The sequence below is a fragment of the Pseudoxanthomonas sp. SORGH_AS_0997 genome (genome assembly GCF_031453535.1).
Lineage (GTDB): Bacteria > Pseudomonadota > Gammaproteobacteria > Xanthomonadales > Xanthomonadaceae > Pseudoxanthomonas_A > Pseudoxanthomonas_A winnipegensis.
The window spans coordinates 2,308,906-2,332,626 of the sequence record NZ_JAVIZI010000001.1; the positions used below are offsets into that span (position 1 = coordinate 2,308,906).

Annotated in this window: 19 protein-coding genes; 2 read left to right on the top strand and 17 right to left on the bottom strand. The window is 70.6% G+C overall.

The features are described from left to right. Window positions 1–14: 14 nt before the first annotated feature. From alr to QE438_RS10210, 4 genes are all read right to left on the bottom strand, one after another. Window positions 15–1,136 (bottom strand): alanine racemase, encoded by a 1,122-nt coding sequence (gene alr, locus QE438_RS10195; RefSeq protein ID WP_306995894.1) that lies wholly within the window; start codon window positions 1,134–1,136, stop codon window positions 15–17. Further along, complete coding sequence (locus tag QE438_RS10200) at window positions 1,136–2,416, bottom strand: D-amino acid dehydrogenase (RefSeq protein WP_306995893.1); 1,281 nt, start codon at window positions 2,414–2,416, stop codon at window positions 1,136–1,138. The genes alr and QE438_RS10200 overlap by 1 nt, the downstream gene beginning before the upstream one ends. A 261-nt stretch (window positions 2,417–2,677) precedes the next feature. Then, on the bottom strand, window positions 2,678–3,160 hold the full coding sequence (locus tag QE438_RS10205; RefSeq protein WP_205954359.1) for a winged helix-turn-helix transcriptional regulator: 483 nt from the start codon (window positions 3,158–3,160) through the stop codon (window positions 2,678–2,680). A 267-nt stretch (window positions 3,161–3,427) separates the two neighbouring features. Continuing rightward, window positions 3,428–3,697 carry a hypothetical protein gene (locus QE438_RS10210; RefSeq protein ID WP_306995891.1) on the bottom strand — a complete coding sequence of 90 codons (270 nt, stop codon included), beginning with the start codon at window positions 3,695–3,697 and terminating at the stop codon, window positions 3,428–3,430. A gap of 522 nt (window positions 3,698–4,219) precedes the next feature. On the opposite strand from QE438_RS10210, the gene QE438_RS10215 reads away from it, so the two are divergent. Then, entirely contained in the window at window positions 4,220–5,722 is a 1,503-nt protein-coding gene (locus QE438_RS10215; RefSeq protein ID WP_306995890.1) for an esterase-like activity of phytase family protein, read from the top strand. Window positions 5,723–5,853: 131 nt separating this feature from the next. Here QE438_RS10215 and QE438_RS10220 read toward each other — a convergent pair whose 3' ends face one another. From QE438_RS10220 to QE438_RS10270, 11 genes are all read right to left on the bottom strand, one after another. Next, on the bottom strand, window positions 5,854–7,293 hold the full coding sequence (locus QE438_RS10220; RefSeq protein WP_306995888.1) for a DcaP family trimeric outer membrane transporter: 1,440 nt from the start codon (window positions 7,291–7,293) through the stop codon (window positions 5,854–5,856). 134 nt (window positions 7,294–7,427) lie between these two features. Continuing rightward, complete coding sequence (locus QE438_RS10225; RefSeq protein ID WP_306995887.1) at window positions 7,428–8,636, bottom strand: benzoate/H(+) symporter BenE family transporter; 1,209 nt, start codon at window positions 8,634–8,636, stop codon at window positions 7,428–7,430. Window positions 8,637–8,638: 2 nt separating this feature from the next. Continuing rightward, window positions 8,639–9,979, bottom strand: coding sequence for an MFS transporter (locus QE438_RS10230; protein ID WP_130524323.1), 1,341 nt, complete (start codon window positions 9,977–9,979; stop codon window positions 8,639–8,641). A 101-nt stretch (window positions 9,980–10,080) separates the two neighbouring features. Further along, window positions 10,081–11,358, bottom strand: coding sequence for a salicylate 1-monooxygenase (gene salA, locus QE438_RS10235; RefSeq protein WP_306995885.1), 1,278 nt, complete (start codon window positions 11,356–11,358; stop codon window positions 10,081–10,083). 123 nt (window positions 11,359–11,481) lie between these two features. Continuing rightward, entirely contained in the window at window positions 11,482–12,252 is a 771-nt protein-coding gene (benD, locus tag QE438_RS10240; RefSeq protein WP_306995883.1) for a benzoate diol dehydrogenase BenD, read from the bottom strand. Next, a complete protein-coding gene (gene benC / locus QE438_RS10245) occupies window positions 12,249–13,286 on the bottom strand; it encodes a benzoate 1,2-dioxygenase electron transfer component BenC (protein ID WP_306995881.1) in 1,038 nt (345 codons plus the stop codon). The genes benD and benC overlap by 4 nt, the downstream gene beginning before the upstream one ends. 22 nt (window positions 13,287–13,308) lie before the next feature. Beyond that, a complete protein-coding gene (benB, locus tag QE438_RS10250; protein ID WP_130516934.1) occupies window positions 13,309–13,797 on the bottom strand; it encodes a benzoate 1,2-dioxygenase small subunit in 489 nt (162 codons plus the stop codon). Further along, window positions 13,794–15,152: a Rieske 2Fe-2S domain-containing protein gene (locus QE438_RS10255; protein ID WP_131659026.1), complete on the bottom strand. Its 1,359-nt coding sequence runs from the start codon at window positions 15,150–15,152 to the stop codon at window positions 13,794–13,796. The genes benB and QE438_RS10255 overlap by 4 nt, the downstream gene beginning before the upstream one ends. A gap of 110 nt (window positions 15,153–15,262) precedes the next feature. Next, the gene (gene catA, locus QE438_RS10260; protein ID WP_306995879.1) at window positions 15,263–16,192 is read right to left on the bottom strand and encodes a catechol 1,2-dioxygenase; all 930 of its coding nucleotides are present in this window, start codon (window positions 16,190–16,192) and stop codon (window positions 15,263–15,265) included. Window positions 16,193–16,268: 76 nt separating this feature from the next. Further along, the gene (gene catC, locus QE438_RS10265; RefSeq protein WP_130528348.1) at window positions 16,269–16,559 is read right to left on the bottom strand and encodes a muconolactone Delta-isomerase; all 291 of its coding nucleotides are present in this window, start codon (window positions 16,557–16,559) and stop codon (window positions 16,269–16,271) included. Window positions 16,560–16,562: 3 nt separating this feature from the next. Beyond that, window positions 16,563–17,747: a muconate/chloromuconate family cycloisomerase gene (locus QE438_RS10270; protein WP_306995877.1), complete on the bottom strand. Its 1,185-nt coding sequence runs from the start codon at window positions 17,745–17,747 to the stop codon at window positions 16,563–16,565. Window positions 17,748–17,905: 158 nt separating this feature from the next. On the opposite strand from QE438_RS10270, the gene QE438_RS10275 reads away from it, so the two are divergent. Continuing rightward, complete coding sequence (locus QE438_RS10275) at window positions 17,906–18,835, top strand: LysR family transcriptional regulator (protein WP_306995875.1); 930 nt, start codon at window positions 17,906–17,908, stop codon at window positions 18,833–18,835. Window positions 18,836–19,344: 509 nt separating this feature from the next. On the opposite strand, the gene QE438_RS10280 is transcribed toward QE438_RS10275, so the two are convergent. Beyond that, window positions 19,345–22,032, bottom strand: a complete 2,688-nt coding sequence (locus tag QE438_RS10280) for a glycoside hydrolase family 2 protein (protein ID WP_306995874.1) — start codon at window positions 22,030–22,032, stop codon at window positions 19,345–19,347. After that, a complete protein-coding gene (locus tag QE438_RS10285) occupies window positions 22,029–23,546 on the bottom strand; it encodes a tryptophan halogenase family protein (protein ID WP_306995872.1) in 1,518 nt (505 codons plus the stop codon). Before QE438_RS10285 ends, QE438_RS10280 begins: the two co-directional genes overlap by 4 nt. Between the last annotated feature and the right edge of the window lie 175 nt (window positions 23,547–23,721).

Below are 23,721 nucleotides of genomic sequence, written 5' to 3' on the forward strand. Positions count from 1 at the left end.
AGCGTGCGCCGCGCTCAGCCCGACGCCGACGCCGTAGACGCCACGCGCGCGGCGGATCCCGCCGGGGCATCGAAGTATTCGCGGCGCACACGCTTGAGGCCGCACAGCAGCGCATAAGGGCTGGTGCTGCAGGTCTCGGCGATCCGGGCCGCGGTGGGCGATGCGCCCCAGAAGGTCACGCGGCTGCCGACATCGGCGCCGGGCAGATCGGTGATGTCCACAGTCAGCATATCCATCGACACGCGCCCGATCACGCGCGTGCGCTGGCCATCGACCAGCACCGGGGTGCCGTTGGGCGCCCGCTGCGGATAACCGTCGGCGTAGCCCATCGCGGCCACGCCGATGCGCATCGGCACAGACGCGGTGAAACGCGCGCCATAGCCGACCGATTCGCCGGCCGGCAGGTCGCGCACGGCGATCAGCGCCGATTCCAGCTGCATCACCGGCCGCAGCGGATGCGCCGGCCCCGCATCCGGCGCGAACGGGCTGGCGCCGTAGAGCATCAGCCCGGGGCGCACCCAGTCGCTGCGGATGCCGGGCCAGCCCAACAGCGCCGGCGAGTTGTTGAAGCTGGTCAGCCCGGCGAAGTCGGCCGTGGCCTGCTCGAACACGCGCCGCTGGACCTCGCTGAAGTCGCTGTCCAGCTCGTCGGCGCGCGCCAGGTGGCTCATCGCCACCACCGAGGCGATCTTCGGATCGCGCTGCAGCGCGGCCAGCGCCTCGGCGAACTGCGCCGGCGACAGGCCGAGGCGGTGCATGCCGCTGTCCAGCTTCAGCCACACGTGAAGCGGCTGCTGCGGGCTGTAGCGCGCCAGCGCCTGCAGCTGCCAGGGCGAGGCCACCGCGGTCCACAGCCGGTGGCGATCGATCAGCGGCAGCTCGGCCGCCTCGAGGAAGCCTTCCAGCAGCAGGATCGGCGTCTCGATGCCGGCCTCGCGCAGCTCGATGGCCTCCTCCAGGCAGGCCACGCCGAAGGCATCGGCGATGCCGGTCAGCGCGCGTGCGCAGCGCACCGCGCCGTGGCCGTAGGCGTCGGCCTTGACCACCGCCACGGCCTTGCCGCCGCCCAGGCGCTTGGCCAGCAGGTAGTTGTCCTGCAGCGCGCCCAGGTCGATCAGTGCACGGGCCGGGCGCATCAGGCGGCCGCGCCGCGGGCGGCGCTGTTGCGGTAACGGGACATGTCCAAGCCTTCGCTATCGATCGCCGGCGCGTGGCCCGCCATCAGGTCGGCCAGGTAGCGGCCCGAGCCGCAGGCCATGGTCCAGCCCAGCGTGCCGTGCCCGGTGTTGGTGTAGAGATTGTCCAGCGGCGTGGCCCCGACCACGGGCGTGCCGTCCGGCGTGGCCGGGCGCAGCCCGGTCCAGAACTGCGCCTGCTCCAGCGCGCCGCCCTGCGGATACAGGTCGCGCACGACCAGCTCCAGCGTCTCGCGGCGCTGCGGATTGAGCACGTGGTCGTAGCCGGCCACCTCGGCCATGCCGCCCACGCGGATGCGCGCATCGAAGCGAGTCACGGCGACCTTGTAGCTCTCGTCCAGGATCGTGGACACCGGCGACATCGCCGGCTCAAGGATCGGCAGGGTCAGCGAATAGCCCTTGAGCGGATACACCGGCAGGTCCAGGCCCAGCGGCGCCAGCAATCGCGGCGACTCGCTGCCCAGGGCCAGCACGTAGCGGTCGGCGGTCTCCAGCCGACCGTCCAGGCGCACGCCGGTGATGCGGCGGCCGTCGGCCTCGATCGCCTCGATGCGCGTGTCGTAGCGGAACTCCACCCCTGCCTCGCGCGCCATCGCCTCCAGCCGCCGGGTGAACAGGTGACAGTCGCCGGTCTGGTCGTTGGGCAGGCGCAGCGCGCCGACCAGCGCCACCGGCGCGGCGGCCAGCGCCGGCTCGTAGCGGGCGATGCCGGCCGGGTCGAGCAGTTCGTAAGGCACGCCGTACTCGTCCAGCACCGCCACGTCCTTGGCCGCACCGTCCAGCTGGGCCTGGGTGCGGAACAGCTGGATGGTGCCCAGGCGCCGGCCCTCGTAGGCGATGCCGGTGGCGGCGACCAGCTCGTCCAGGCAGTCGCGGCTGTACTCGGACAGGCGCACCATGCGCGCCTTGTTGCGCGCGTAGTGCGCGCTGGTGCAGTTGGCCATCATCTGCAGCAGCCAGCTGTACTGGCGCGGGTCCAGGCCCGGCCGGATCGCCAGCGGCGCATGCTTCTGGAACAGCCACTTGAAGGCCTTGGCCGGCACGCCCGGCGCCGCCCACGGCGAGGCATAGCCCGGCGAGATCTGGCCGGCGTTGGCGAAGCTGGTCTCCAGGGCCGGGCCGGGCTGGCGATCGACCACGCACACCTCGAACCCGGCCTGGGCCAGGTACCACGCGGTGGTCGTGCCGATCACGCCACTTCCCATCACCAGCACACGCATGGCCTCACCTTGTCGTTCGTCAGGCCCATCGCGGCCGGCGGAGAAAACCTTACCCGAACCCCTCCGGCAGATTGGCCGCGTTCGCCACCCCTGCGCGGTGAAAGCTTGAGGTCTGGCGCGGTTGCGCGGCACATGCTGCCGCGCTCATTCGGGAAGGAAGCCCTCGGTGCGAGAATTATCGGCGATTTTCCGAAGGATTTCCCCATCTACCGTGCAGCAGATCCTGCCGACCCCCACCCCAACCGCGGCTCAACGCGGCGCTCAGGCCAAGGACTTCACCGACACCTCGCCACGCAGGATCGGCGACTTGATCACGATGTAGGAGAAGTACTTGCTGATGCCGATGTGACGATCCAGCAGGCCCTCGACCAGCGACTGGTAGTGGGCCACGTCGCGCACCACGAACTTGAGCAGGTAGTCGAAGCCGCCGCTGACCAGGTGGCATTCGGTCAGCTCCTCCACGCTGCGCAGGCCGGCCTCGAAGGTGTCGAAGTCCTCGCGCCGATGGTTGTCCAGGGTCACCGAGGTATAGACCACCTGCACGCGGAACAGCTTGGCCAGGTCGAGCCGCGCGCCATAGCCGGCGATGTAGCCGGCGCGCTCCAGGCGCTTGACCCGGGCCAGGCATGGGCTGGGCGACAGGCCGACCCGATCGGCCAGGTCGGCGTTGGTGATCCGGCCCTGGCGCTGCAGCTCGGCCAGGATGTTCAGATCGATGCGGTCCAGCCGCGGCAGGCGATCGATCACGCGCGCACCCGCCGCATGCCTGCGCCAGCTCGGCCATCGGGTGGAAGACAGGGGCCGTGCGCGTCGATCAGGAGGGCGTCGCAGTCGAAGCGCGGCACGGCGGAGTCGGTCAGGCGCATGGCCGGCGTGGATCCCGGGGAGGAAGGGCGTCCGGCACGGCGACGCCGATGCGGCGCCGCGTCCCGCGGACGGAGGGCGCCCATTGTGCCGTCTCGGCAGGTTCTGCCGCACGTGCGGTCGCGCGCGGCGATCGCGACTCGGGCGTCAGTCGGCGTCCGGGGCGCGGCCCAGGTCGGCCTGGTCCTGCTCGATCTGGCGCCGCTGCTGCAGCTGCTCGGCGACCATGCGCTCGGCCTTGGCGAAGGCGGCCTCGGCATCGGCCACGTGCAGCTCGTCGTCGCCGTACAGCTCGGGCGGCAGATCGTCGATCTGCAGCGACTTGATCATGGTCTTGCCGTCGTGGCTCCAGATCTCCACGCGGAACGGCGTGTCCTCGACCTTGCCGGACCGCCAGTGCTTGCGGGGTTCTTCCATCGGAGCGCACCTTGGGGGGACTTCAGTACGGCCAGCCTGCACGCGAGGCCGTGAGCGCGCCATCAGCGCGCGGCAGGCTGCAACCAAACCATCGTCCGACCGTCACATCGGCGACGCACGCGCTCGCCATCCTGTGCCCGCAGGTCCGGCGCGGTGCGTGATCGATAGCCAGGATCTGCGCGAGGCGACAGACGGATTAGCCGGGAGTGCCGTCCAGAGCAAAACCCCGGCAGTTGGTGCGCGATCCTTTCCGCGTCGCGGAAAGCCCACGGGCTCCCAAGATCGCGCGAGCCAATCCCCAAGACGCCCCGGCCCCTCTCTCTGCCGGGGCGTTTTACTGTGCGCCGACGCGTCGCGGCCAGGGCGCTGCGGTCATGCGGCACGGCGCGGGCGGCTGCTACGCTCGCGCCGTGCGGCCGTGGCCGCCTCGCTGCCCTCTTCTTCTTCCGATCCTGCCATGCCTGCATTCCGCTGTTGTTCCGCAGTCCACGCAACGTCCTGCTCCCGCACGCGGGTGCGCGCATGAGTCTGGCGCCCTGGCTGCTGGCGGCCGCGGCCAGCACGGCGGGCTTCACCACGCCGCACCTGGCCACCACACCGCCGCCGCATGCGGTGCAGTTCGACGGCAGGACCTATGTCGATCACGGCCTGGTCGCCGCCGGGCGCGTGCCGGCCGGCACGCTGGACTTCATGGGCGACACGCTGGGGTCGTTCTCCTCGCTGGGCGTGCAGGCCGGCCAGTGGCGGCGCACGCGCGATGGATACGAGGGCGTGCTGTGGACCCTGCCCGACCGCGGCCGCAACGATCCGGACGCCGGCCTGTTCTACGACTACGCCGGCCGGCTCGAACGCCTGCGCATGACGCTGCGCCTGCCGCGCGCGGGCCAGACAGCCGGCGAGACGCTGACCCTGGTGCCCGATGGCGGACTGACGCTGCGCGACTTCGAAGGCCAGCCCTTCACCGGTGCCGACCCCGGCGCGCACACCGTGGTGCAGGGTGGCTTCACCCTGCCCTCGCCGGCCAGCGGACCTGGCGCGGGCAAGATCTCGCTCGATGCCGAGTCGCTGCAGTTCACCGCCGACGGGCACTTCTACATCGGCGACGAGTACACGGCCAACGTCTATTACTTCGACCCGGCCGGGCGCCTGCGCGGGGTGATCGAGCCGCCGCCGGCGATCGCGCCGCGCCGCGATGGGCTGCCGGCATTCGGCTCGCTGCAGGCACCGCAGCACGGGCGCCGCAACAACCAGGGCATCGAGGGCCTGGGCCTGTCGCCCGATGGCACGCGCCTGTTCGTGGCGCTGCAGAGCGCGCTGGTGCAGGACACCGCCGCAGGCGAACACGCCGGCCGCCGCGACACGCGCGTGCTGGTCTACGACGTCTCCGGGCACGCACTGCCGAAGCGGCCGATCGGCCATTACGTGGTGCAGCTGCCGATCTACACGCACAAGGGCAACGGCAAGCCCGCCGACCGCACCGCGGCGCAGAGCGAACTGCGCGTGCTGGACGACAGCCGCTTCCTGCTGCTGGCCCGCGACGGCGCCGGGCTGGGCGCGGACAAGCCCGAGCCGGTCGTCTACAAGTCGATCCTGCTGGTCGATACCGCCGGGGCCAGCAATCTGGCCGGCTCGCGCTACGAGCGCGGCGACACCTCGCTGCTGGCCTCGCCCGCGTCCACGGCGCTCAAGCCCGGCATCAAGCCCATGCGCTGGACCGAGCTGATCAACCTGCTCGATCCGGACCGGCTGGCGCAGGTCGGCCTGGACCTCGACGTCGCCGCGGGCCCACACCCCGGCCTGATGTCGGAGAAATGGGAATCCATGGCGCTGCTGCCGGCGCTGGACCCGGCGCGGCCGGACGACTGGCTGCTGCTGGTCGGCAACGACAACGACTTCATCGCCCGCCGCTGCGTGATGCAGGGCCATGGCTGCGATTCGGCCTTCGACAACGACAACCGCGTGCTGGTCTACCGGCTCACCCTGCCCGGGCCTGCCAAGCCGCGCGGCAAGCATCGACCGCGCTGAGCTGGCGCCATCGATGCGGCGACCGCCATGGCGGCGGTGCCTCGTTCGATGTGTCGACGTGCATCGGTGGCGCGCTGTGGCAGCAGCGCGCGCACCTGTTCGCGGCATCGGCCACACCGACCCGCGCGTGCTCAGAACGTGTACTTGACCGTGGTCTGCACGCGGCCCAGCTCGCCATCGGCATCGTTGCCCAGATCGCGCCGCGCCCAGCTCAGCTCGGCACCCACGTCCAGCCGCGGGAACGGCGAGTAGATCAGGTTCACGCGCCAGGACTGGGTGCGCTCGGTGGCCTGCACGCCGACCGCCCGCTCGTCCACGGCGATGTAGGCGGCCGAGTAGGCCAGCGTGCTGCGCAGGTTGGCGGTCCAGTTGTGGCGCCACGCGGCGAAGCCCGCATAGCCGTCCTGCGCCTTGAGCCGGCCGGCGGTGTCGATGTAGCCATCGGGGATCAGGCCGAAGCCGATGTAACGCCCCAGCCCGGGACCGCCGCTGACCGTGTACTGCAGCAGGTCCTTCGGCCCGGCCTTGATCGAGCCGGCCACGCTCAGGCCGAAGCCGGAGGTGCTGTCGTCGGCCGTGCGCAGCTGCCGGGCCAGCGCCGCCACGGTGAAGTGGCCCCAGTCGCCCTTGGTCGTCCAGCGCGCGGTGAGGTCGGGCAGGTCGTTCTCGCCGGAGCTGACCTGGGTCGGGCTGCGGTTCTGGTACCAGGTCTGCGGGTTCTCCAGCGAGAAGGACCAGTTGCCGGTGGTGTAGCGGATCTGCGCCTGACGCGCGAACAGCGTGCCGTCGACGATGCCGACGAAGTCCACCGTCTCCGGCAGCGAGCCCAGGTCCATCAGATTGGTCCAGGTCTGGCCGGCCAGCCAGTGGTTCCACTGCACGTAGGCGTGGCGCAGCGTGGGCGGATAGCCGTTGGAGAACTTCTCGTTGCCCACGTTGCTGTTGCCGCCGCCGAAGAAGTCGAACTCGACATAGCCCTTGAGCTTGTCGCCGGCGTCGGTGACGCGGTCCACGCCGAACCACACCCGCGAGAACTGCGCATGGAAGTCGGCGTACTGCTTGCCCGGGCCGGCATCGACCGGCGTGGCCGCGGGGAAATAGAACAGCCGCCCCGGCGTGCTGTCGGCGATCGGGCCGTCGCTGGTCCAGGTCGAGAGCATGTCCAGCTTGATGAAGCCGCCGAAGCTGAAATGGCTGTCGCCGCCGGCGACGATGGCGGTGTTCTGGATCGGCGCCTTGCCCGGCGCGGTGGCCGGCGCCACGGTGCCGGCCGCGGTGGCCGAGGTCAGCGCCGGCGGCAGCGCGCCGCTGGCCTGTACGCCGGGCCCCTTGAGCGGCGGTGCGCCAGGCGCGGTGGCCTCCGCCAGACGGGTGCGGGCATCGACCAGCTGGGTCTGCTGCTGCTCGACCATCTGCTTGAGCGCGAGGACTTCGCTTTCCAGCTGGGCGATGCGCGCGTCCTGGCGCGCATCGGTGGTGTCCTGCGCCCGGGCCAGGCCCGGTGCGCAGAGGGCAAGGGCAAGCGCGCAGGCCAGGGTGGCGCGGCGCGGCGTGACGATGGATGACGGCATGTGGTTCTCCCCAAACCAGGTGTGATGAAGCACGGGCGCGACCCGGCAGCGGGCGCGCGATGACAGGCGTGCGGCAAGACTCCCCCGTCGCGCCGCGCACGGAGCGGGACGGGCCAAGACAACGTGCGGTGGGCTCAGCGCGGCTGTTCGACGCCCACCAGCAGACGCGGGCGCCGCCACGCCAGCAGCAGATGCGCGGCCAGGCCGAACACCAGGCTCCAAAAGGCCGCGCCCAGCCCCAGCAGCGACATGCCCGAGGCGCCGACAATGAAGGTCACCAGCGCCGCGTCGCGCTCGCGCGGCGCGGCCAGCGCGGTGCTGAGCGCGTGGGCGATGCTCGGAAACAGCGCCAGCCCGGCCAGCGTGGCGACCAGTTCCTTGGGCAAGGTGGAAAACAACGCCACCACGGTGCCCGCGACGCTGCCCAGCAGCAGGTAGGCCAACGCGCCCGAGACCCCGGCCACATAGCGCCGCTCGGCGCGCGGATGCGCCTCCGGCCCGGTGCACAGCGCGGCGGTGACCGCGCCGGGGTTGAGGCCATGGCAGCCGAACGGCGCCAGCAGCGCCGAGGCCGCGCCCGACCACACCAGCAGCGTGCTGGCCGCCGGCCGCGCATAGCCGGCGGTGCGCAGCACGGCGATACCCGGCAGGAACTGCCCGGTCAGCGCCACCACCAGCAGCGGCAGGCCCAGACCGATGATGGCCTGCCACTCGAAGCGCGGCGCGACCCACACCGGCGCGGTCAGCGCCAGCGTCGGCAGCGGCCCCTGCAACTGCCCGCACAGCGCCGCCACCAGCACGCCGGTGACCAGCACCGCCATCACCGCGTAAGGCGCGAACCAGCGCCGGCCGATGAAGAACGCCGCGAACATCGCCAGCACCAGCCACACCTGCGTGGCCATGCCGACGAAGGCCTTGGTGGCGAAGCCGAACAGCACCCCGGCCAGCATCGCCGCGGTGATCGCCGGCGGCAGCCGCGCCACGATCCGGTCGAAGGCGCCGGACAGCCCGATGACCAGCAGCAGCGCGCTGGCCACCAGGTAGGCGCCGATCGCCACCGCGTAGTCGACCGTGGGCAACAGGCTGACCAGCAGCACCGAGCCTGGAATCGACCAGGCGATCACCACCGGCACGCGATGGCGCAGGCTCAGCACGATCCCCAGCACGCCGCTGCCGATGCAGATGGCCCAGACCCACGAGGCCAGCAGCGGCGCCGGCAGCCCGGCCGCGGCCTGGACCACGATCACCAGCGGCCCGGCGAAGGAGATCAGCGTGGCCACCACCCCGGCCAGGACCGCCGACGGCGAGGCATCGCGACCGAGCTGGCGCAGCGCCGCACGCATGGTCAGGGCGCGTCGGCCACGGCCACGCGCGGCGCGGCGGCGGCCGGCTGGCTGGCCAGCGCGTAGACCAGGGTCGCCAGCGTGGCCACCGCCGCGGGGATGGCGAAGATCAGGAAGTTCTGCTGCAGCGGCAGCTCCCTGGCCAGCAGCACGCCGCCCAGCGTCGGCCCGACGATGGCGCCGATGCGGCCCACGCCCGAGGCCCAGCCCAGGCCGGTGGAGCGGATCGACAGTTCGTAGAGCTGCGCCACGCTGGCGTAGAGCAGGATCTGCGTGCCGATGGTGGCAGCGCCAGCGACGAAGACCAGCGTGAACAGCGCCGCCACCGGCAGGTTGAAGCCGATCAGCGCGATGGACAGCGTGGCCGCGACGAAGAACGCCACCACTACCCGCGGCAGGCCGAAGCGGTCGCCCAGACGCCCGCCCAGGATCGCCCCGGCCATGCCGCCGAAGTTGAGCGAGAACAGCGTCAGCAGGCTGGCCTTCTCCGCGTAGCCGGCCTCCTGCATGACCTTGGGCAGCCACGAGCTGAGCAGGAAGACCAGCAGCAGGCAGCAGAAGAACGCCGTCCACAGCATCAGCGTGCGCAGCGCGCGGCCCCCGCGGAACAGCTCGGCCACCGACGCCGTCGCCCCGCCCGGTGCGTCGTAGACCAGCACGTCCTGCGGCCCCAGCGGCGTGGCGCCGGGCAGACGCGCGTGGATGGCGCGCGCCTGCGCCTGTTCGCCCCGCCGAATCAGGAAGCCCAGCGACTCGGGCAGCTTCCACCACACCAGCGGCAGGAACAGCAGTGGCAGCACCGCGATCCAGAACATCGGGCGCCAACCCAGGTTGGGGATCATCCAGATACCCAGCCCGGCCGAGACCATGCCGCCGACCGAGTAGCCGCTGAACATCAGCGCCACCATCGTGCCGCGCAGCCGCTTGGGCGAATACTCGTTGACCAGCGCCACCGCGTTGGGCATCAGCCCGCCGCAGCCCATGCCGGCGAAGAAGCGCGCCACCTTGAACTGGGTCGGGTCTTGGGCGAAGCCGGTCAGCAGCGTGGCCACGGTGAACAGCAGGAAGCTGATCACCACCCCCTTCTTGCGGCCGAAGCGGTCGGCCAGCGAGCCGAAGATCAGCGCGCCGAACATCATCCCGAACAGCGCCCAGGCCTGCAGCACGCCGGCCTCGGGCTTGGTCAGTCCCCATTCCTTGATCAGCGTCGGCAGCACCGTGCCGGCGATGAACACGTCGTAGCCATCCACCACCAGCAGCAGCCCGCACAGGGCCACCACCGTCCACTGCAGCCGGCCGAAGCGGCCGCGTTCGATTGCCTGGTTCACGTCGACGCTGTGCATGTCTCCTCCCTCCGAAGACCGATGACACTGCTGATTGACCGCGCCGGCCTGCCGGCAGGCAGGGGCGGCGCGGCGTTGATGGCGTCGCGGCCTGCGTCCCCTCAGGCCGCGACGGTGTTGATGGCCTGGCGCGCCTGTTCCACCTCGGCGTCCAGGTCGTGGTTCCAGATCCAGTCGAAGCGCGAGGCCAGCGTGGCGCCCAGCGCCGCGTCGTCGCTGCCAACCTTGGGATCGCGCAGTTCGTACAGCTCGCCGGCCTCCCACGAGGTGCGCTGCACCCGGCATGCGCGCGGCCTGCGGATCGTGTCGTAGGCCTCCAGCAGCGCCGGCAGCTGCGCCCGCGTCAGCGCGGGGTCGGACAGCAGCCGGGCGAAGAAGTAGGCGTCCTCCAACCCCTGGCCGGCGCCGGCGCCCTGATGCGGCAGCATGGCGTGGGCGGCATCGCCGATCAGCGCCAGGCGGCCGTGCACGTAGCGCGGCAGCTGCGCGCCCTCGTGCAGCGCCCAATGCGTGGGTGCGTCGATGCACTCAAGCAGCGTGCGCGCGGTGATGCCCCAGTGCGCATAAGCCTCGAGCATCTCGCGGCGGCTGGCTTCGCGCACCCAGGGCTGACCCTGCGGCCACTGCGGGTCCGGATCGCTGCGGTCGGACACGAAGGCCACCACGTTGATCAGCCGCCCCTGCTTGACCGGGAAGGTCAGGATGTGGGCGTCGAGCCCCAGGATCATCTGCGGCACATCGACCAGATGCGTGTCCACGCCGGCGGCGATGAAGGCCCGGCGCAGGCGCTCGCTCTCGATCATGCCGCGGTAGGCGCAGGTGCCGGTGAAGCGCGGCGCAACCGGCGCTTGCCCCAGCGGCCGCAGCACTTCGGCGCGCAGCGCCGACTTGATGCCGTCGGCGGCGATCAGCAGATCGCCCTCGTAGTGACTGCCGTCGGCGAAGTGCACGCGGGCCGTGTGGTCGCCCTGCTCCACGCCGACCGCGCGCTTGTCGAAGGCGGTCATTCCCAGCGGCAGGCGCGTGGCCAGCGCGTCGAGGAAATCGGCGCGATGCACCGACGACTGCCCGACCCCGGGCGCGCGCGTGGCGCCGAGCAGGCGCGCATCCTCGCCGCGGCGCCATTCGAACCACACATCGCCATGCGGTGCAGGCGTGCGGTCGGCCAGCTCGGCATAGGCCTCGCCCATGCCCAGGCCCTGGATCGCGCGCACCGCGTTGGGGCCGAAGGACACGCCGGCGCCGATCTCGCCGAAGGCGCGCGCCGACTCGAACAGGCGCACCTCCAGATGCGACCGGCGCGCCAGCCCCAGCGCCAGGCCCACGCCGGCGATGCCCCCGCCGACGATGCCGATGCGCAGCGGCGCCGATGCGCTCATGGCTGGCCTCCGTGCGCGAGTTCGGCAGGCGGTGAGAAATCCTTGGTGGTGTGCGTGTGGTGCGGGTGCATGTTCCCTCCCAGGTCGTGCGTGGCGTGGATGCGGTCGTTGGCGTGCGATGCTTCAGCCGGTGTCGCCACCGGCCACCGGCAGGATCGAGCCGGTGATGTAGGAGGCCTCGCGCGAGGCCAGGAACAGGATCGGCGCGACCTGCTCGTCCACGGTCGCGTAGCGCTTGAGGAAGGTGGAGGCGGTGACCTGCTCGACCGCCTGCGCCATCCACGCCTGCTCCTGCGCGCTGTCGCCTTCGGCATTGCGCGGCACCCGCCGCGGCGGCGCGGCGGTGCCGCCCGGCGCGGTGGCGACCACGCGGATGTGGTGTTCCCCCAGTTCCATGGCCAGCGACTGGGTCAGCGCATTGATGCCGCCCTTGGCCGCCGAGTACGGCACGCGATGGATGCCACGGGTGGCGTTGGAGGAGACGTTGACGATGGTGCCGCCGCCGCGCGCCAGCAGATGCGGCAGCACGGCGTGGCAGCCGTACAGCGTGGGCATCAGCGAGCGGCGGATCTCCGCGTCGATCTGCGCCGGCTCGAAGGCCGCGTACGGCCGCATGCGGATCGCGCCGCCGACGTTGTTGACCAGGATGTCGATGCCACCGAAGTGGCGCGCGGCGAAGTCCATCGCCGCCTGCGCGCCGGCATGGGTCTCCAGGTCGGCGTTGAAGCCCACCGCCTGCGACCCGATCGCCGCGGCGACCTCGTCCACGAAGTCCGCGCGGTCCACCAGCACCACCTGCGCGCCCTCGGCCGCGGCGCGCTGCGCCACGCCCTGGCCGATGCCCTGCGCGGCCCCGGTCACCACCATCACCTGCCCGGCGAAGCGTCCGCTCACGCGGCCAGATCCTGCGGCGCGCTGGCCGGCGCGTTGGGCGTGAACTTCTCGTAGTAGAAGTTGGCGGGCGTCAGGGCGACCGCGCTGAAGTGGTTGCGCACCGCATCGACCATCGGCGGCGGGCCGCACAGATAGACGTCCACCTCGCCGGCGTGCAGCGCCTCGGGCGGCAGATGGTCGGTGACGTAGCCAAGCTTGGGATGGCGCGAGGCGGGATCGACCACGCAGGTGGTGAAGCTGAAGAAGTCCAGCCGCTCGGCGAAGCGCTGCAGCTGCTCCACCAGCACCAGGTCGGCGCCGCGGGTGACGCCATACATCAGATGCACCGGATGCGCGCTGCCGGTCTGCGCGAGCTGGGCCAGCATCGACAGGAACGGCGCCAGGCCGGTGCCGCCGGCCAGCATCAGCACCGGCCGGGTCACCGCGCGCAGGTAGAAGCTGCCCAGCGGGCCGGTCAGCTCCAGCACCTGGCCCGGGCTGGCGCTGTCCAGGTAGCCGCTCATCAGCCCGCCGGGCACGCGCTTGATCAGGAACGACGGCGCATCCGAGCCCGGCGGCGAACTGAAGGAGTACGAGCGCGTCTGCCCGCCGCTGCCGGGCACGGCGATGTTGACGTACTGGCCGGGCAGGAACGCCGGCGCGCCCTCCAGCGCCTCCAGCTTCAGTTCCAGCGCGGCGTCCGCGTGCGGCACCACGTCCACCACCGCGGCCCGGAAGCTGGAGGTGCCGGTCTTGCAGGCCGCCGAGGTCGTCGGCACGGCGATCGTGCAATCGCTGGCCGGCACCATCTGGCAGGTCAGCACCAGGCCGGCGGCGGCCTCGTCGGCGCTCAGCGCATCGTCGATGTAGTCCTCGCCAAGGTCGTAGGCGCCGGCCTCGGCGCGGCACTTGCAGGTGCCGCACACCCCGTCCGAGCAGTCCATCGGCAGGTTGACCTTGGCGCGGAACGCGGCGTCCAGCACCTTCTCGCCGGGATTGCAGTCGATGAAGCGGGTGACGCCGTCCTCGAAGTTCAACGCGATGCGGTAGCTCATGGTGTCCTCCTTCGCGCCCGGCTCAGACGTGGTAAATGTCGATGACCTGGCGGATGTAGTCGTTCTTCAGCACGATTTTCTTGTCGGCGATCAGATAGCCGCCGCCTTCGCGGCGCAGCGTCGCGTAGCAGGTGCCGAAGAAGTGGTCGGTGACCTTGTAGCGATGGTTGAGCGTGTGGAAGTTGTAGCGCACGTCCACCTCGTCGCCGCGCTCGGCGAGCACCTCGATGTTGGTCGTGTTGTGGCCGGTGCGCGGCTCGGGCGTGGACGCGCTGGAGCGCTCGGTCTTGATGCGGAAGACGCGGTCTTCCAGGCCGTCGCGGCTGGGGTAATAGATCAGCGAGATCTGCGACTGCGGGTCCTCGGTCAGCCGGTCGTCGTCGTCCCAGGCCGGCATCCAGTAGGTGACGTCCTCGGCGTACAGCGTCAGCCACTCGTCCCACTGGCGATCGTCGAGCAGGCGCGCCTCGCGATACAGGAAGGCCGCGATGGTGGCGATCTCGTGGCTCACGCGGCCGCTCCATCGTCCTGGCGCGCCAGCGCGCGGCGCATGGCCTGCGCCCAGTACGCGTGCTGCCGCACGAACAGGCCCTCGTCCTCGCTGCGGCCGCCGGACAGCAGCGGCTGCATGCCCATCTTCCTGGCATTCTCGTCCGGCCCCTCCACCCACAGCGGCGCGCCGCGGCTGAGGTCGTTCCACAGGGCCGCCGTGCCGGCATAGCCCTGCTGGCAGGCGCGGAATTCCTCCAGGTCGTCGGCCGTGCCCATGCCCGAGACGTTGAAGAAATCCTCGTACTGGCGGATGCGCGTGGCGCGCTCTTCGGCGCTCTCGCCCTTGACGCCGAAGCAGTAGATGGTGATCTCGGTCTTGTCCACGCTGATCGGGCGGGCCACGCGGATTTGCGTGGAGAACTGGTCCATCAGATAGACGTTGGGATACAGGCACAGGTTGCGCGTCTGCCGGGTGATGAACTCGGCGCGCTCGGCGCCCACGCGCCGGGCGATCTCCTCGCGGTGCGCCCACACCGGCCGCACCTCCGGGTTGAGCGACTGGGTCCACAGCAGGATGTGGCCGTGCTCGAAGCCGTAGACGCCGCCGATGCTCTTGCTCCAGCCGTTGGCGTCCACCGCTTTGGTGCCGGTCTCCTTGCGCCGGCCCATGGTGGCCGAGTAGTTCCAGTGCACCGAGCTGACGTGATAGCCGTCGGCGCCGTTCTCCATCTGCAGCTTCCAGTTGCCGTCGTAGATGTAGGACGAGCTGCCGCGCAGCACCTCCAGGCCCTCGGGCGCCTGATCGACGATCTGGTCGATGATCACCCGCGTCTGGCCCAGATGCTCCTCCAGCGGCAGCACGTCCTCGGACAGGCTGCCGAACAGGAAGCCGCGATAGCTGGCGAAGCGCGGCACGCGCTTGAGATCGTGCGAGCCGCCCTCGCCGAACTGCGGCGGATACTGGGTGGTCTTCTCGTCCTTGACCTTGAGCAGCTTGCCGGTGTTGCTGAAGGTCCAGCCGTGGAAGGGACAGGTGAAGCTGCCCTTGTTGCCGTGCTTGCGCCGGCACAGCATCGCGCCGCGGTGCGCGCAGGCGTTGATCACCGCGTGCAGCTCGCCGGTCTTGTCGCGGGTGATCACCACCGGCTGGCGGCCGATGTAGGTGGTGAAATAGTCGTTGTTGTTCGGGATCTGGCTCTCGTGCGCCAGATACACCCAGTTCGACTCGAACAGGGCCTTCATCTCCAGCTCGAACAGCTCCGGGTCGGTGAAGATGTCGCGCCGGCAGCGGAAGACGCCGGCCTGCGGATCGTCCTGCAGCGCGGTGGCCAGCAGCTGCTCGACGTCGTGGGTGGGTTCGATGATCGCGGACATGCAGGGTCCTCCCGTTCGAGGATGGCAAGGGCGCCGCGCGCGCATGCGCGCGGGGCCGAAGGCTTGAAAGGCGCGCGGGCGGCGCGTCCGGCGGCGCCCGCGGGTGGTGCTCAGGCGGCGGCGCGCAGCCGGTGGACGGCCTGGACGTCCTTGCCCGCTTCCAGCGGCAGCAGGTCGAAGTCGAACTCGATGTCCTGGTAGGTCTCGGTCTCGAAGCCCAGCGCCTTGCCGCCCTCGCCGGTCTTCACCGGCGGCACCAGGCCATCGCGCGTGGCGAAGGCGAAGTCGTCCCACAGCAGCGGATCGCCGTCGATGTTGAACTGCGTGGTCAGCCTGCGGTGATCGTCGCCGCTGACGAAGAAGTGCACGTGCGCGGGACGGTTGCCGTGCCGCGCCAGACGGTTGAGCAGTTGCTGGGTCGCGCCCTGCGGCGGGCAGCCATAGCCCACCGGCATGCGGGTCAGGAACTCGTAGCGCCCGTCCGGCCCGGTCTTGACCGTGCCGCGCAGGTTGAACTCGGTCTGCGCCCCGGTCGGGTCGAAGTGCGAATAGAAGCCCTTGGAATTGGCATGCCAGCACTCCACCAGCGCCCCGGCCAGCGGCGCGCCGTCCTGGCCGCGCACCACGCCGTGGATGCGCAGCGGGCCGGCGTCCGGATCGGGATCGCGGTCGATCCGCGCGCTGCGCACGGTGACCGGGGCGCCGGCCACGTACAGCGGGCCCTCGATCGTGCGCGGCGTTCCGCCGCTGATCCCGGCCAGGCGATCCTCCTCGTCCAGGCGCATGTCGATGTAGTGCTCCAGGCCGATACCGGCGGCCAGCAGCGCCGCCTCGTTGTCCTGGCCGAGCTTGTTGAGATAGTTGATGCCGGCCCAGATCTCGTCCGGGGTCAGGTCCAGGTCCTCGATGGCCTTGAACAGGTCCGACAGGATGCGGTGCAGGACCTGCTTGGTCCGGGCATCGCTGTCCTGGCCGTCCAGATTGGCCACGGTGCGCAGGAAATCCTGCACGTCCTGGCTGGCGAAGATGCTGACGCTCATGCGATGTCTCCTCTTGGTGGCGAAGGCTGCCTTGTGACGTTCCCTCCCAGGGAGCGCACGCGGGAATGCGAAATCTCTAGCGGTCGTCCTCGTGCAGCGAGGACGGATGGCGGCACAGCGGCATCACCGCGATGTCCATGTAGGGGAACAGCGGCAGGGACAGCAGCAGCTCGTGCAGCTGCGCCGGGCTGTCCACGTCGAAGATCGACACGTTCGAGTACTGGCCGACGATGCGCCAGATATGGCGCCACTGGCCGCTGCGCTGCAGCTCCTGGAAGCGCGCCTTCTCGGTGGCCTTGAGCTCGGCCGCGCGGGCCGGGTCCATGTCCAGCGGCAGCTTCACGTCCATGCGTACGTGAAAGAGCATGGCTCAGCCCTCGGTGCCGGTGGGCGCGACCGTGGTGCGGCTGCGGTCGCGGCGGAAGGCGGCGATGCGCTCCTCGTCCAGGGCGATGCCCAAGCCCGGCGCGCTGGGCACCTCCAGATGGAAGTCGCGGTAGACCAGCGGCGCGGCCAGGATCTCCTCGGTCAGCAGCAGCGGCCCGAACAGCTCGGTGCCCCACTGCAGGCGCGGGAAGGTGGCGAACACATGCGCGGCGGCGATCGTGCCCACGCTGCCTTCGAGCATGGTGCCGCCGTAGAGCTCGATGCCGGCCGCATCGGCGATGGCGCCGACCTTCTGCGCGGCGAGCAGGCCGCCGGACTGCTCGGTCTTGACCGCGAACACGTCCGCCCCGCCCACCCTGGCCAGTTCGAACGCGCTGTCCGGGCCGGTCAGCACTTCATCGGCCATCAGTGCGATGGGGAAGCGGCGCATCAGCCGGGTCAGGGCCGCGGCCGAGGCCACCGGCTGTTCGACCAGCTCGCAGCCGGCGTCGGCCAGTGCCGGCAGTGCGCGCACCGCCTCGGTCTCGCTCCAGGCCATGTTGACGTCCACGCGCACGCTGGCGGCATCGCCCAGGGCGCGCTTGATCGCGGCCACGTGCGCCACGTCCTCGGCCACCGGCTTGCGCCCGATTTTGAGCTTGAACACGTTGTGCCGGCGCGCGGCCAGCATCGCCTCGGCCTCGGCGATGTCCCGTGCGGTATCGCCCGAGGCCAGCGTCCAGGCCACGCCCAGACGGTCGCGCACGCGTCCGCCCAGCAGCTCGGACAGGGGCAGGCCCACACGCTTGCCCTGCGCGTCCAGCAGCGCGGTCTCGACGGCGCACTTGGCGAAATGGTTGCCCTTGACCAGCTTGCCCACGCGCGCCATCAGCGCCTGCACGCGGCGGGCGTCGCTGCCCAGCAGGACCGGCGCGACATAGGTGTCGATGGCCAGCTTCATGCCTTCGGGGCTCTCGGCGCCATAGGCCAGGCCGGCGATGGTGGTGCCCTCGCCCAGCCCGACCACGCCGTCGCTGCAGTGCAGGCGCACCAGCATCAGCGTCTGGCCGCTCATGGTGGCCACCGACAGGCGGTGCGGTCGGATGGTGGGCAGATCGATCAGCAGCGTCTCCACCCGCTCGATCGTCGCGGCGGAGGTGGGGACGGGGGACAGGGTGCGCGGTTCCATGGGGTGGATTCTTGGGACCGACCGCGCGCCGCGTCCAAGACATGTTTGATCTGGATCGATACCCTGAAGGTATGATCTAGGCCTAGAGCCGCGATTCTTCTGCTTTATTGCGCCGCATCATTACCTTTCCGTCATGGCCAAACTTTGGTCGAATGCCCATGGACCTGCGCCAGCTCAAGTACTTCGTGACCGTCGCCCGCGAGCGCAACTTCACCCGCGCCGCCGAACTGCTGCATATCGCCCAGCCGCCGCTGAGCCGCCAGATCCAGCAGCTGGAAGAGGACCTGGGCGTGACCCTGATCGTGCGCAGCAGCCGCCCCATCCGCCTCACCGACGCCGGCCGGCTGTTCTACGAGGAGGCCCAGCAGGTGCTGGGCCGCGTGGAGCAGATGAAGGACGCCGCGCGCCGCGTCGGCAATGGCCAGCGCCGGGTGATCAACATCGGCTTCGTCGCCTCCACGCTCTACGGCGGCCTGCCCACCGTGGTGCGCCGGCTGCGCCAGGCGCTGCCCGACACCGACGTGCGGCTGGTGGAGCTGATGTCCGGCCAGCAGGTCGAGGCGCTCAAGAGCGGCCGCATCGACATCGGCTTCGGCCGCCTGCGCACCAGCGACACCAGCGTCGAGCGCCTGGTGCTGCGCGAGGAGCGGCTGGTGGTGGCGATCCCGCCCGCCTTTCCCCTGGCCGGCGACGACGCGCCGCTGTCGCCGGCCGAGCTGAAGGGGCAGAAACTGATCGTCTACCCCAGCGATCCGCGCCCCAGCTTCGCCGACCACGTGCTCTCGCTGCTGCGCGACCACGGCGTGCGCCCGCCCGAGGTGCAGGAGGTGCGCGAGCTGCAGACCGCCCTGGGCCTAGTCGCGGCCGAGACCGGCATCTGCCTGATCCCCGCCTCGGCGCGGCTGCAGCGCTCGGACCTGCACTACCGGCTGGTCGACGACGAACGCGCGACCTCGCCCATCATCCTCAGCTACCGCCACCACGAGGACGAGGCGCTGATCGGCCTGCTCAAGCGCCTGATCCGCGAGATGTACGCCGAGAAGCCCGCCTGGCTGGATGTGTCCTACAACCGGCTGCATGCGCCTTGATGCATAGAAGCAAGGTCTCGCAGCAGCCTGCCTGTAGAGCGGAGCTTGCTCCGCTGCTCTTCGTTCAGTTCGTGGGAAAGGCCCCAGCGGAGCAAGCTCCGCTCTACAGGGAGGAGCCCACTGAGCCGATCAGTTCGGGCTCGCCGGCGCCGGCCCCACCACATCGGCGACGCTGCTCACGCGCAGCGCCGCCTTGAGCGCGGCAGGGTCCACGCTGGAAGCGACCCGCACCATCACCGGCTCGTCGGGCGAGCAGCCTTAACGCGTTGTCCGAGACCGACGAAGCGCTGATCGGCCTGCTCAAGCGCCTGATCCGCGAGATGTATGCCGAGAAGCCCGCCTGGCTGGATGTTTCCTACAACCGGCTGCATGCGCCTTGATGCATAGAAGCAAGGTCTTGCAGCAGGCCCTTTGTAGAGCGGAGCTTGCTCCGCTGCTCTTCGTTCAGTTCGTGGAAAAGGCCCCAGCGGAGCAAGCTCCGCTCTACAGGGAGGAGCCCACCGAGTCGATCAATTCGGGCTCGCCGGCGCCGGCCCCACCACATCGGCGACGCTGCTCACGCGCAGCGCCGCCTTGAGCGCGGCAGGGTCCACGCTGGAAGCGACCCGCACCACCACCGGCTCGCCCGGCAGCAGGGTCAGCGCGTTGTCCGAGACCTGCGCATCCAGCGCGCCGGAGTCGATCCACGCCATGCGCGCCAGCTGCGGCGAGGACAGCTCCAGCCGCAGGCCGGTATCGTCCTGCGTCCAGCGCGCCTGCACCTTCGCCCGCGACCAGGCCAGCGCATAGGCCGGCTTGAAGTACACCACCTGGCGCGCGTCCGGTTCGCCGGCCACCTGCAGTTCGAACACCGCCACCGTGCGCGCCGGATCGGCCTGCCCCAGCAGCTGCGCGTCGCTGTAGCGGGCCACCTGTGTGGCCGACAGCGGCGCCAGCGTCAGCGTGCGGCGCTCCTCGCGCAACACCTTGCCGTCCAGATCCATCACCCGCAGGCGCAAGGTACCGGTGCGCGGCGTGGTGCGGTCGGAGATCGCGCTCACTTCGGTCTCGCCCTGCGCGCGCAGCGCCGCCACCGTGACCGGTGCGAAGAAGCGCCGCGCCTGGAACTGCAGCGCCTTCCAGCGCCCGAACCAGTCGACCGAGGACCACGACGCGCCCGGCCAGACATCGTTGAGCTGCCAGTACAGCGAGCCCATCGTGTGCGGCCGGCTGGCGCGGTGATGCAGCGCGGCCAGCGCGATGCCCTCGGCCTGCATGGCCTGGCTGGCCTGGACGAAGCTGGGGAAGTCGCGCGGCTGGCCGAACTCCATCGCGATGTAGTGCAGCAGGCGGGTATTGCCCTCGCCGGCCATGAACTTCTGGTGCGCGCGGATCACCGGCGTGTCGACGCCCTGCTCGGCCTTGGTGGCGAACGCGTCGATGGTGCGCAGCGCAGGCCAGGCCTGCAGCCCGTACTCGGACATGAAGCGCGGGGTGATGTCGAGATAAGCGGTCGGCGGCCGGGCCGGGTTGCCCCACACCTCCCAGTAGTGCATGTCGCCACTGGAGGGGATGTTGGCCTGCTCGGCGAGGTCATCGCTGGGCGAGCTGGCCCAGTAGGCGATGCCGCCGCCTTCGCGCGCCACCACCTCGCGCAGGTCGGTGCCGAACAGCTGCACATAGCCCTGCCAGACGCGCTGGGCGAAGGCCGGATCGGCCTCCTTGAGCGTCTTGCCCTGGCCCCAGGACTTCCACGCGGTCTCCTCCTCGTTGTTGCCGCACCACAGCACCAGCGAGGGATGGTTGCGCAGGCGGATCACCTGCTGGCGCGCCTCCTCGACCACGTTGGCGCGGAACGCCGGATCGTAGGCCGGCTGCATGCCGCCGCCGAACATGAAGTCCTGCCACACCAGCAGACCCAGCTCGTCGGCGATGTCGAAGAAGTCGTCGCTCTCGTAGTAACCGCCGCCCCAGTTGCGGACCATGTTCATGTTGGCGTCCACCGCCGACTGCAGCACGCGCCGCAGCTGCGCATGCGTCACCCTGGGCACGAACATGTCGAAGGGAATGACATTGGCGCCCTTGGCGAACACCGGGATGCCGTTGATCACGAATTCGAAGCTGCGCCCGTCAGCATCGGCCTCGCGGCGCAGCTCGACGCTGCGCAGGCCGGTACGGCGCGTGACCTGCGCCACGCCATGGCCCTGGCCATCGAGCAACTCGAGCGTATAGCGGTACAGCGGCTGCGCGCCGTAGCCGGCCGGATACCAGCGCGCCGGCCGCGCCACCTGCGCCGGCAGGGCAAGCTGCGCCTGGCCCGCCGCCAGCGCGACGCGCTGCTGCGCGGCCAGCGTGCGCGCGCCGTCCGGCGCGGTCTGCCACAGCCTCGCCTGGTAGTCGCCGGCGCGCTGCACCTCCAGCGTGGCCTGCGCGGTGAGCCTGGCGACCTGCTCGGTGACCTGGTCCTGGCGCAGGTGCAGGTCGGCCACCCGCAGCGTGTCCCAGCTCTCCAGCCGCACCGGCTGCCACACGCCGGCGGTGACATAGCGCGGACCCCAGTCCCAGCCGTAGTGGTAACCGGGCTTGCGCACGAAGTTGGCCGTCATCGCATCGCGCGGCTCATCGCCGTAGGGCGAGGGATAGTTGCCGGCGATCTTGACCGACATCGCCTGCACCTTGGGCAGCAGCGTGGCGATCGGCGAGCGCAGCACCACGCGCAGCTCGTTGCCGGTGGCGCGCAGACGGCCGGTGACCGGCACCCGCCACTGGCGGAAGGCGTTGTCGGCCTGCAGCACGCGCGCGCCGTTGAGCGTCACCTCGGCGAAGGTGTCCAGCCCGTCGAACACCAGCTCGGTGTGCCCGGCCTGGCGCGTGATCGCATCGGCGTCGAACACCAGGCGGTACTCCCAGTCGCCCAGGCCGATCCACTGCAGTCCGGCCTCCGGCGCGCCGACGTACGGGTCGGCGATCAGGCCGGCCTTGAACAGATCGGTATGCACCGTGCCCGGCACCTGCGCCGCCTGCCACGCGGTGAACCGGGGATGCACCGCGGCCTGCGCGCTGCCAGGCAACAAGCGCAGCTGCCAGTGGCCCTTGGCACCCAGGTCCTGCACGCTCATGGCCTGCAGGGGCGCGACGACCAGCCACAGCAACACGGCCAGCCAGGCACGCGACCACCGCAGCCCGGGCCGGGCGCTCGCCATCACACGTTCGATCATGGTGCTTCCGCCTTCCAGTAACGATCCAAGAACTGCTGGTGGGTCGGCATCGACGCCACCGCTTCGGCCAAACGTTCGCGCGTGCCTTCGACGTAGCGGGCCAGCGCCTCCTGCGGCATGTCGTCCACGATCGGATGGTAGCCACGCGGCACGATGCCCTGCCCCAGCATCACCTGCACCCAGCTGGGCAGCGCGAAGAAATCCTCGCCGTTGCGGAAGTAGCGCCCGTCGGCGGCGAACAGCTCCATCGCCTCGCGCAGGCTCTCCGGGACCTGCATCGTCCGGCAGTCGCGCCAGAACGGCGTGTCCTCGCGCGTGGTGGCGTGGTAGTGCAGGATCAGGAAATCGCGCACGCGTTCGTATTCGAACGCCGACTCGCGGTTGTAGCGCTGCGCCAGTAGCGGGTCGAACTCGCGCGTGGGAAACAAGGCCAGCAGCCGGCTGATGCCGGACTGGGCCAGATACAGGCTGGTCGACTCCAGCGGCTCCAGGAAGCCGGCCGCCAGCCCCAGCGCCACCACATTGCCTTGCCAGAACCTGCGGCGCATGCCGGTGGCGAAGCGCAGCTGGCGCGGCTGTCCCAGCGGCGCGCCATCCAGATGCCCCAGCAGCGTGGCGGCGGCCTGGTCGTCGTCCACATACGCGCTGGAATACACGTAGCCGTTGCCGGTGCGGTGCTGCAGCGGGATGCGCCACTGCCAGCCGGCGCCGCGCGCGGTGGCGCGCGTGTACGGCGCGATCGGCCCGCTGCGCGCGCACGGCACGGCCAGCGCGCGATCGCAGCGCAGCCACTGCGACCAGTCGATGTAGCCGGCCTGCAGGGTCTGCTCGATCAACAGGCCGACGAAGCCCGAACAATCGACGAACAGTTCCCCCTCCACCTGCTGCCCGCCATCCAGCGTGAGCGAGGTCACGTGGCCGGTCTCGGGATGCTGGTGCACCTGCACGATGCGGCCCTCGATGCGCTCCACGCCACGCGCCTCGGACACCTGGCGCAGGTACTGGGCGTAGAGCCCGGCATCGAAGTGATAGGCGTAGGCGATGTCGGCCAGCGGCGAGCCGGCCGGCGCGTTCGCCACGCCCGGCACGAAGCGCTCCAGCGGCGCCATCACCGTCTGCAGCGAATACGCCCCGATCGGTTCCGCGCGTCCGGCCAGGAACTGCTTGAGCCAGAACTGGTGGAACGGCAGCGGCCCCCTGGACTGGCCGATCGTGCCGAAGCCGTGCACATAGCGCTCGCCGATCCGCCCCCAGTCCTCGAAGGCGATGCCCAGCTTGGCCGTGGCCTGCGTGCGCTGGGCGAACTCGCGCTCGTCCAGGCCCAGCACCTGCGCGTTGAAGGTGCGCATGTGCGGCACGCTGGCCTCGCCCACGCCGACGATGCCGATCTGTTCGGACTCCACCAGGCGCACGCGCGCCTGCCGGCCCAGGTACGTGGCCAGCGCCGCGGCGGCCATCCAGCCGGCGCTGCCGCCGCCGACCACCACCACGCTGCCGATGCGGTTGTCAGCCATGCATGTATCCGTTGGTGATGCTGTAGACACTGTTCCGCATCATGCTCGAAGAAGCGGGCCTCTTCGCCGGCCTAGGCGGACGTGCGCCCAAGCGCCTTGCCCCCTCCCTTTCGCCGCAGGCGAAGGGGAGGGTCGGGGTGGGGTGCTCTTGCTCTTGCTTCGGTGGCTTGCCGGT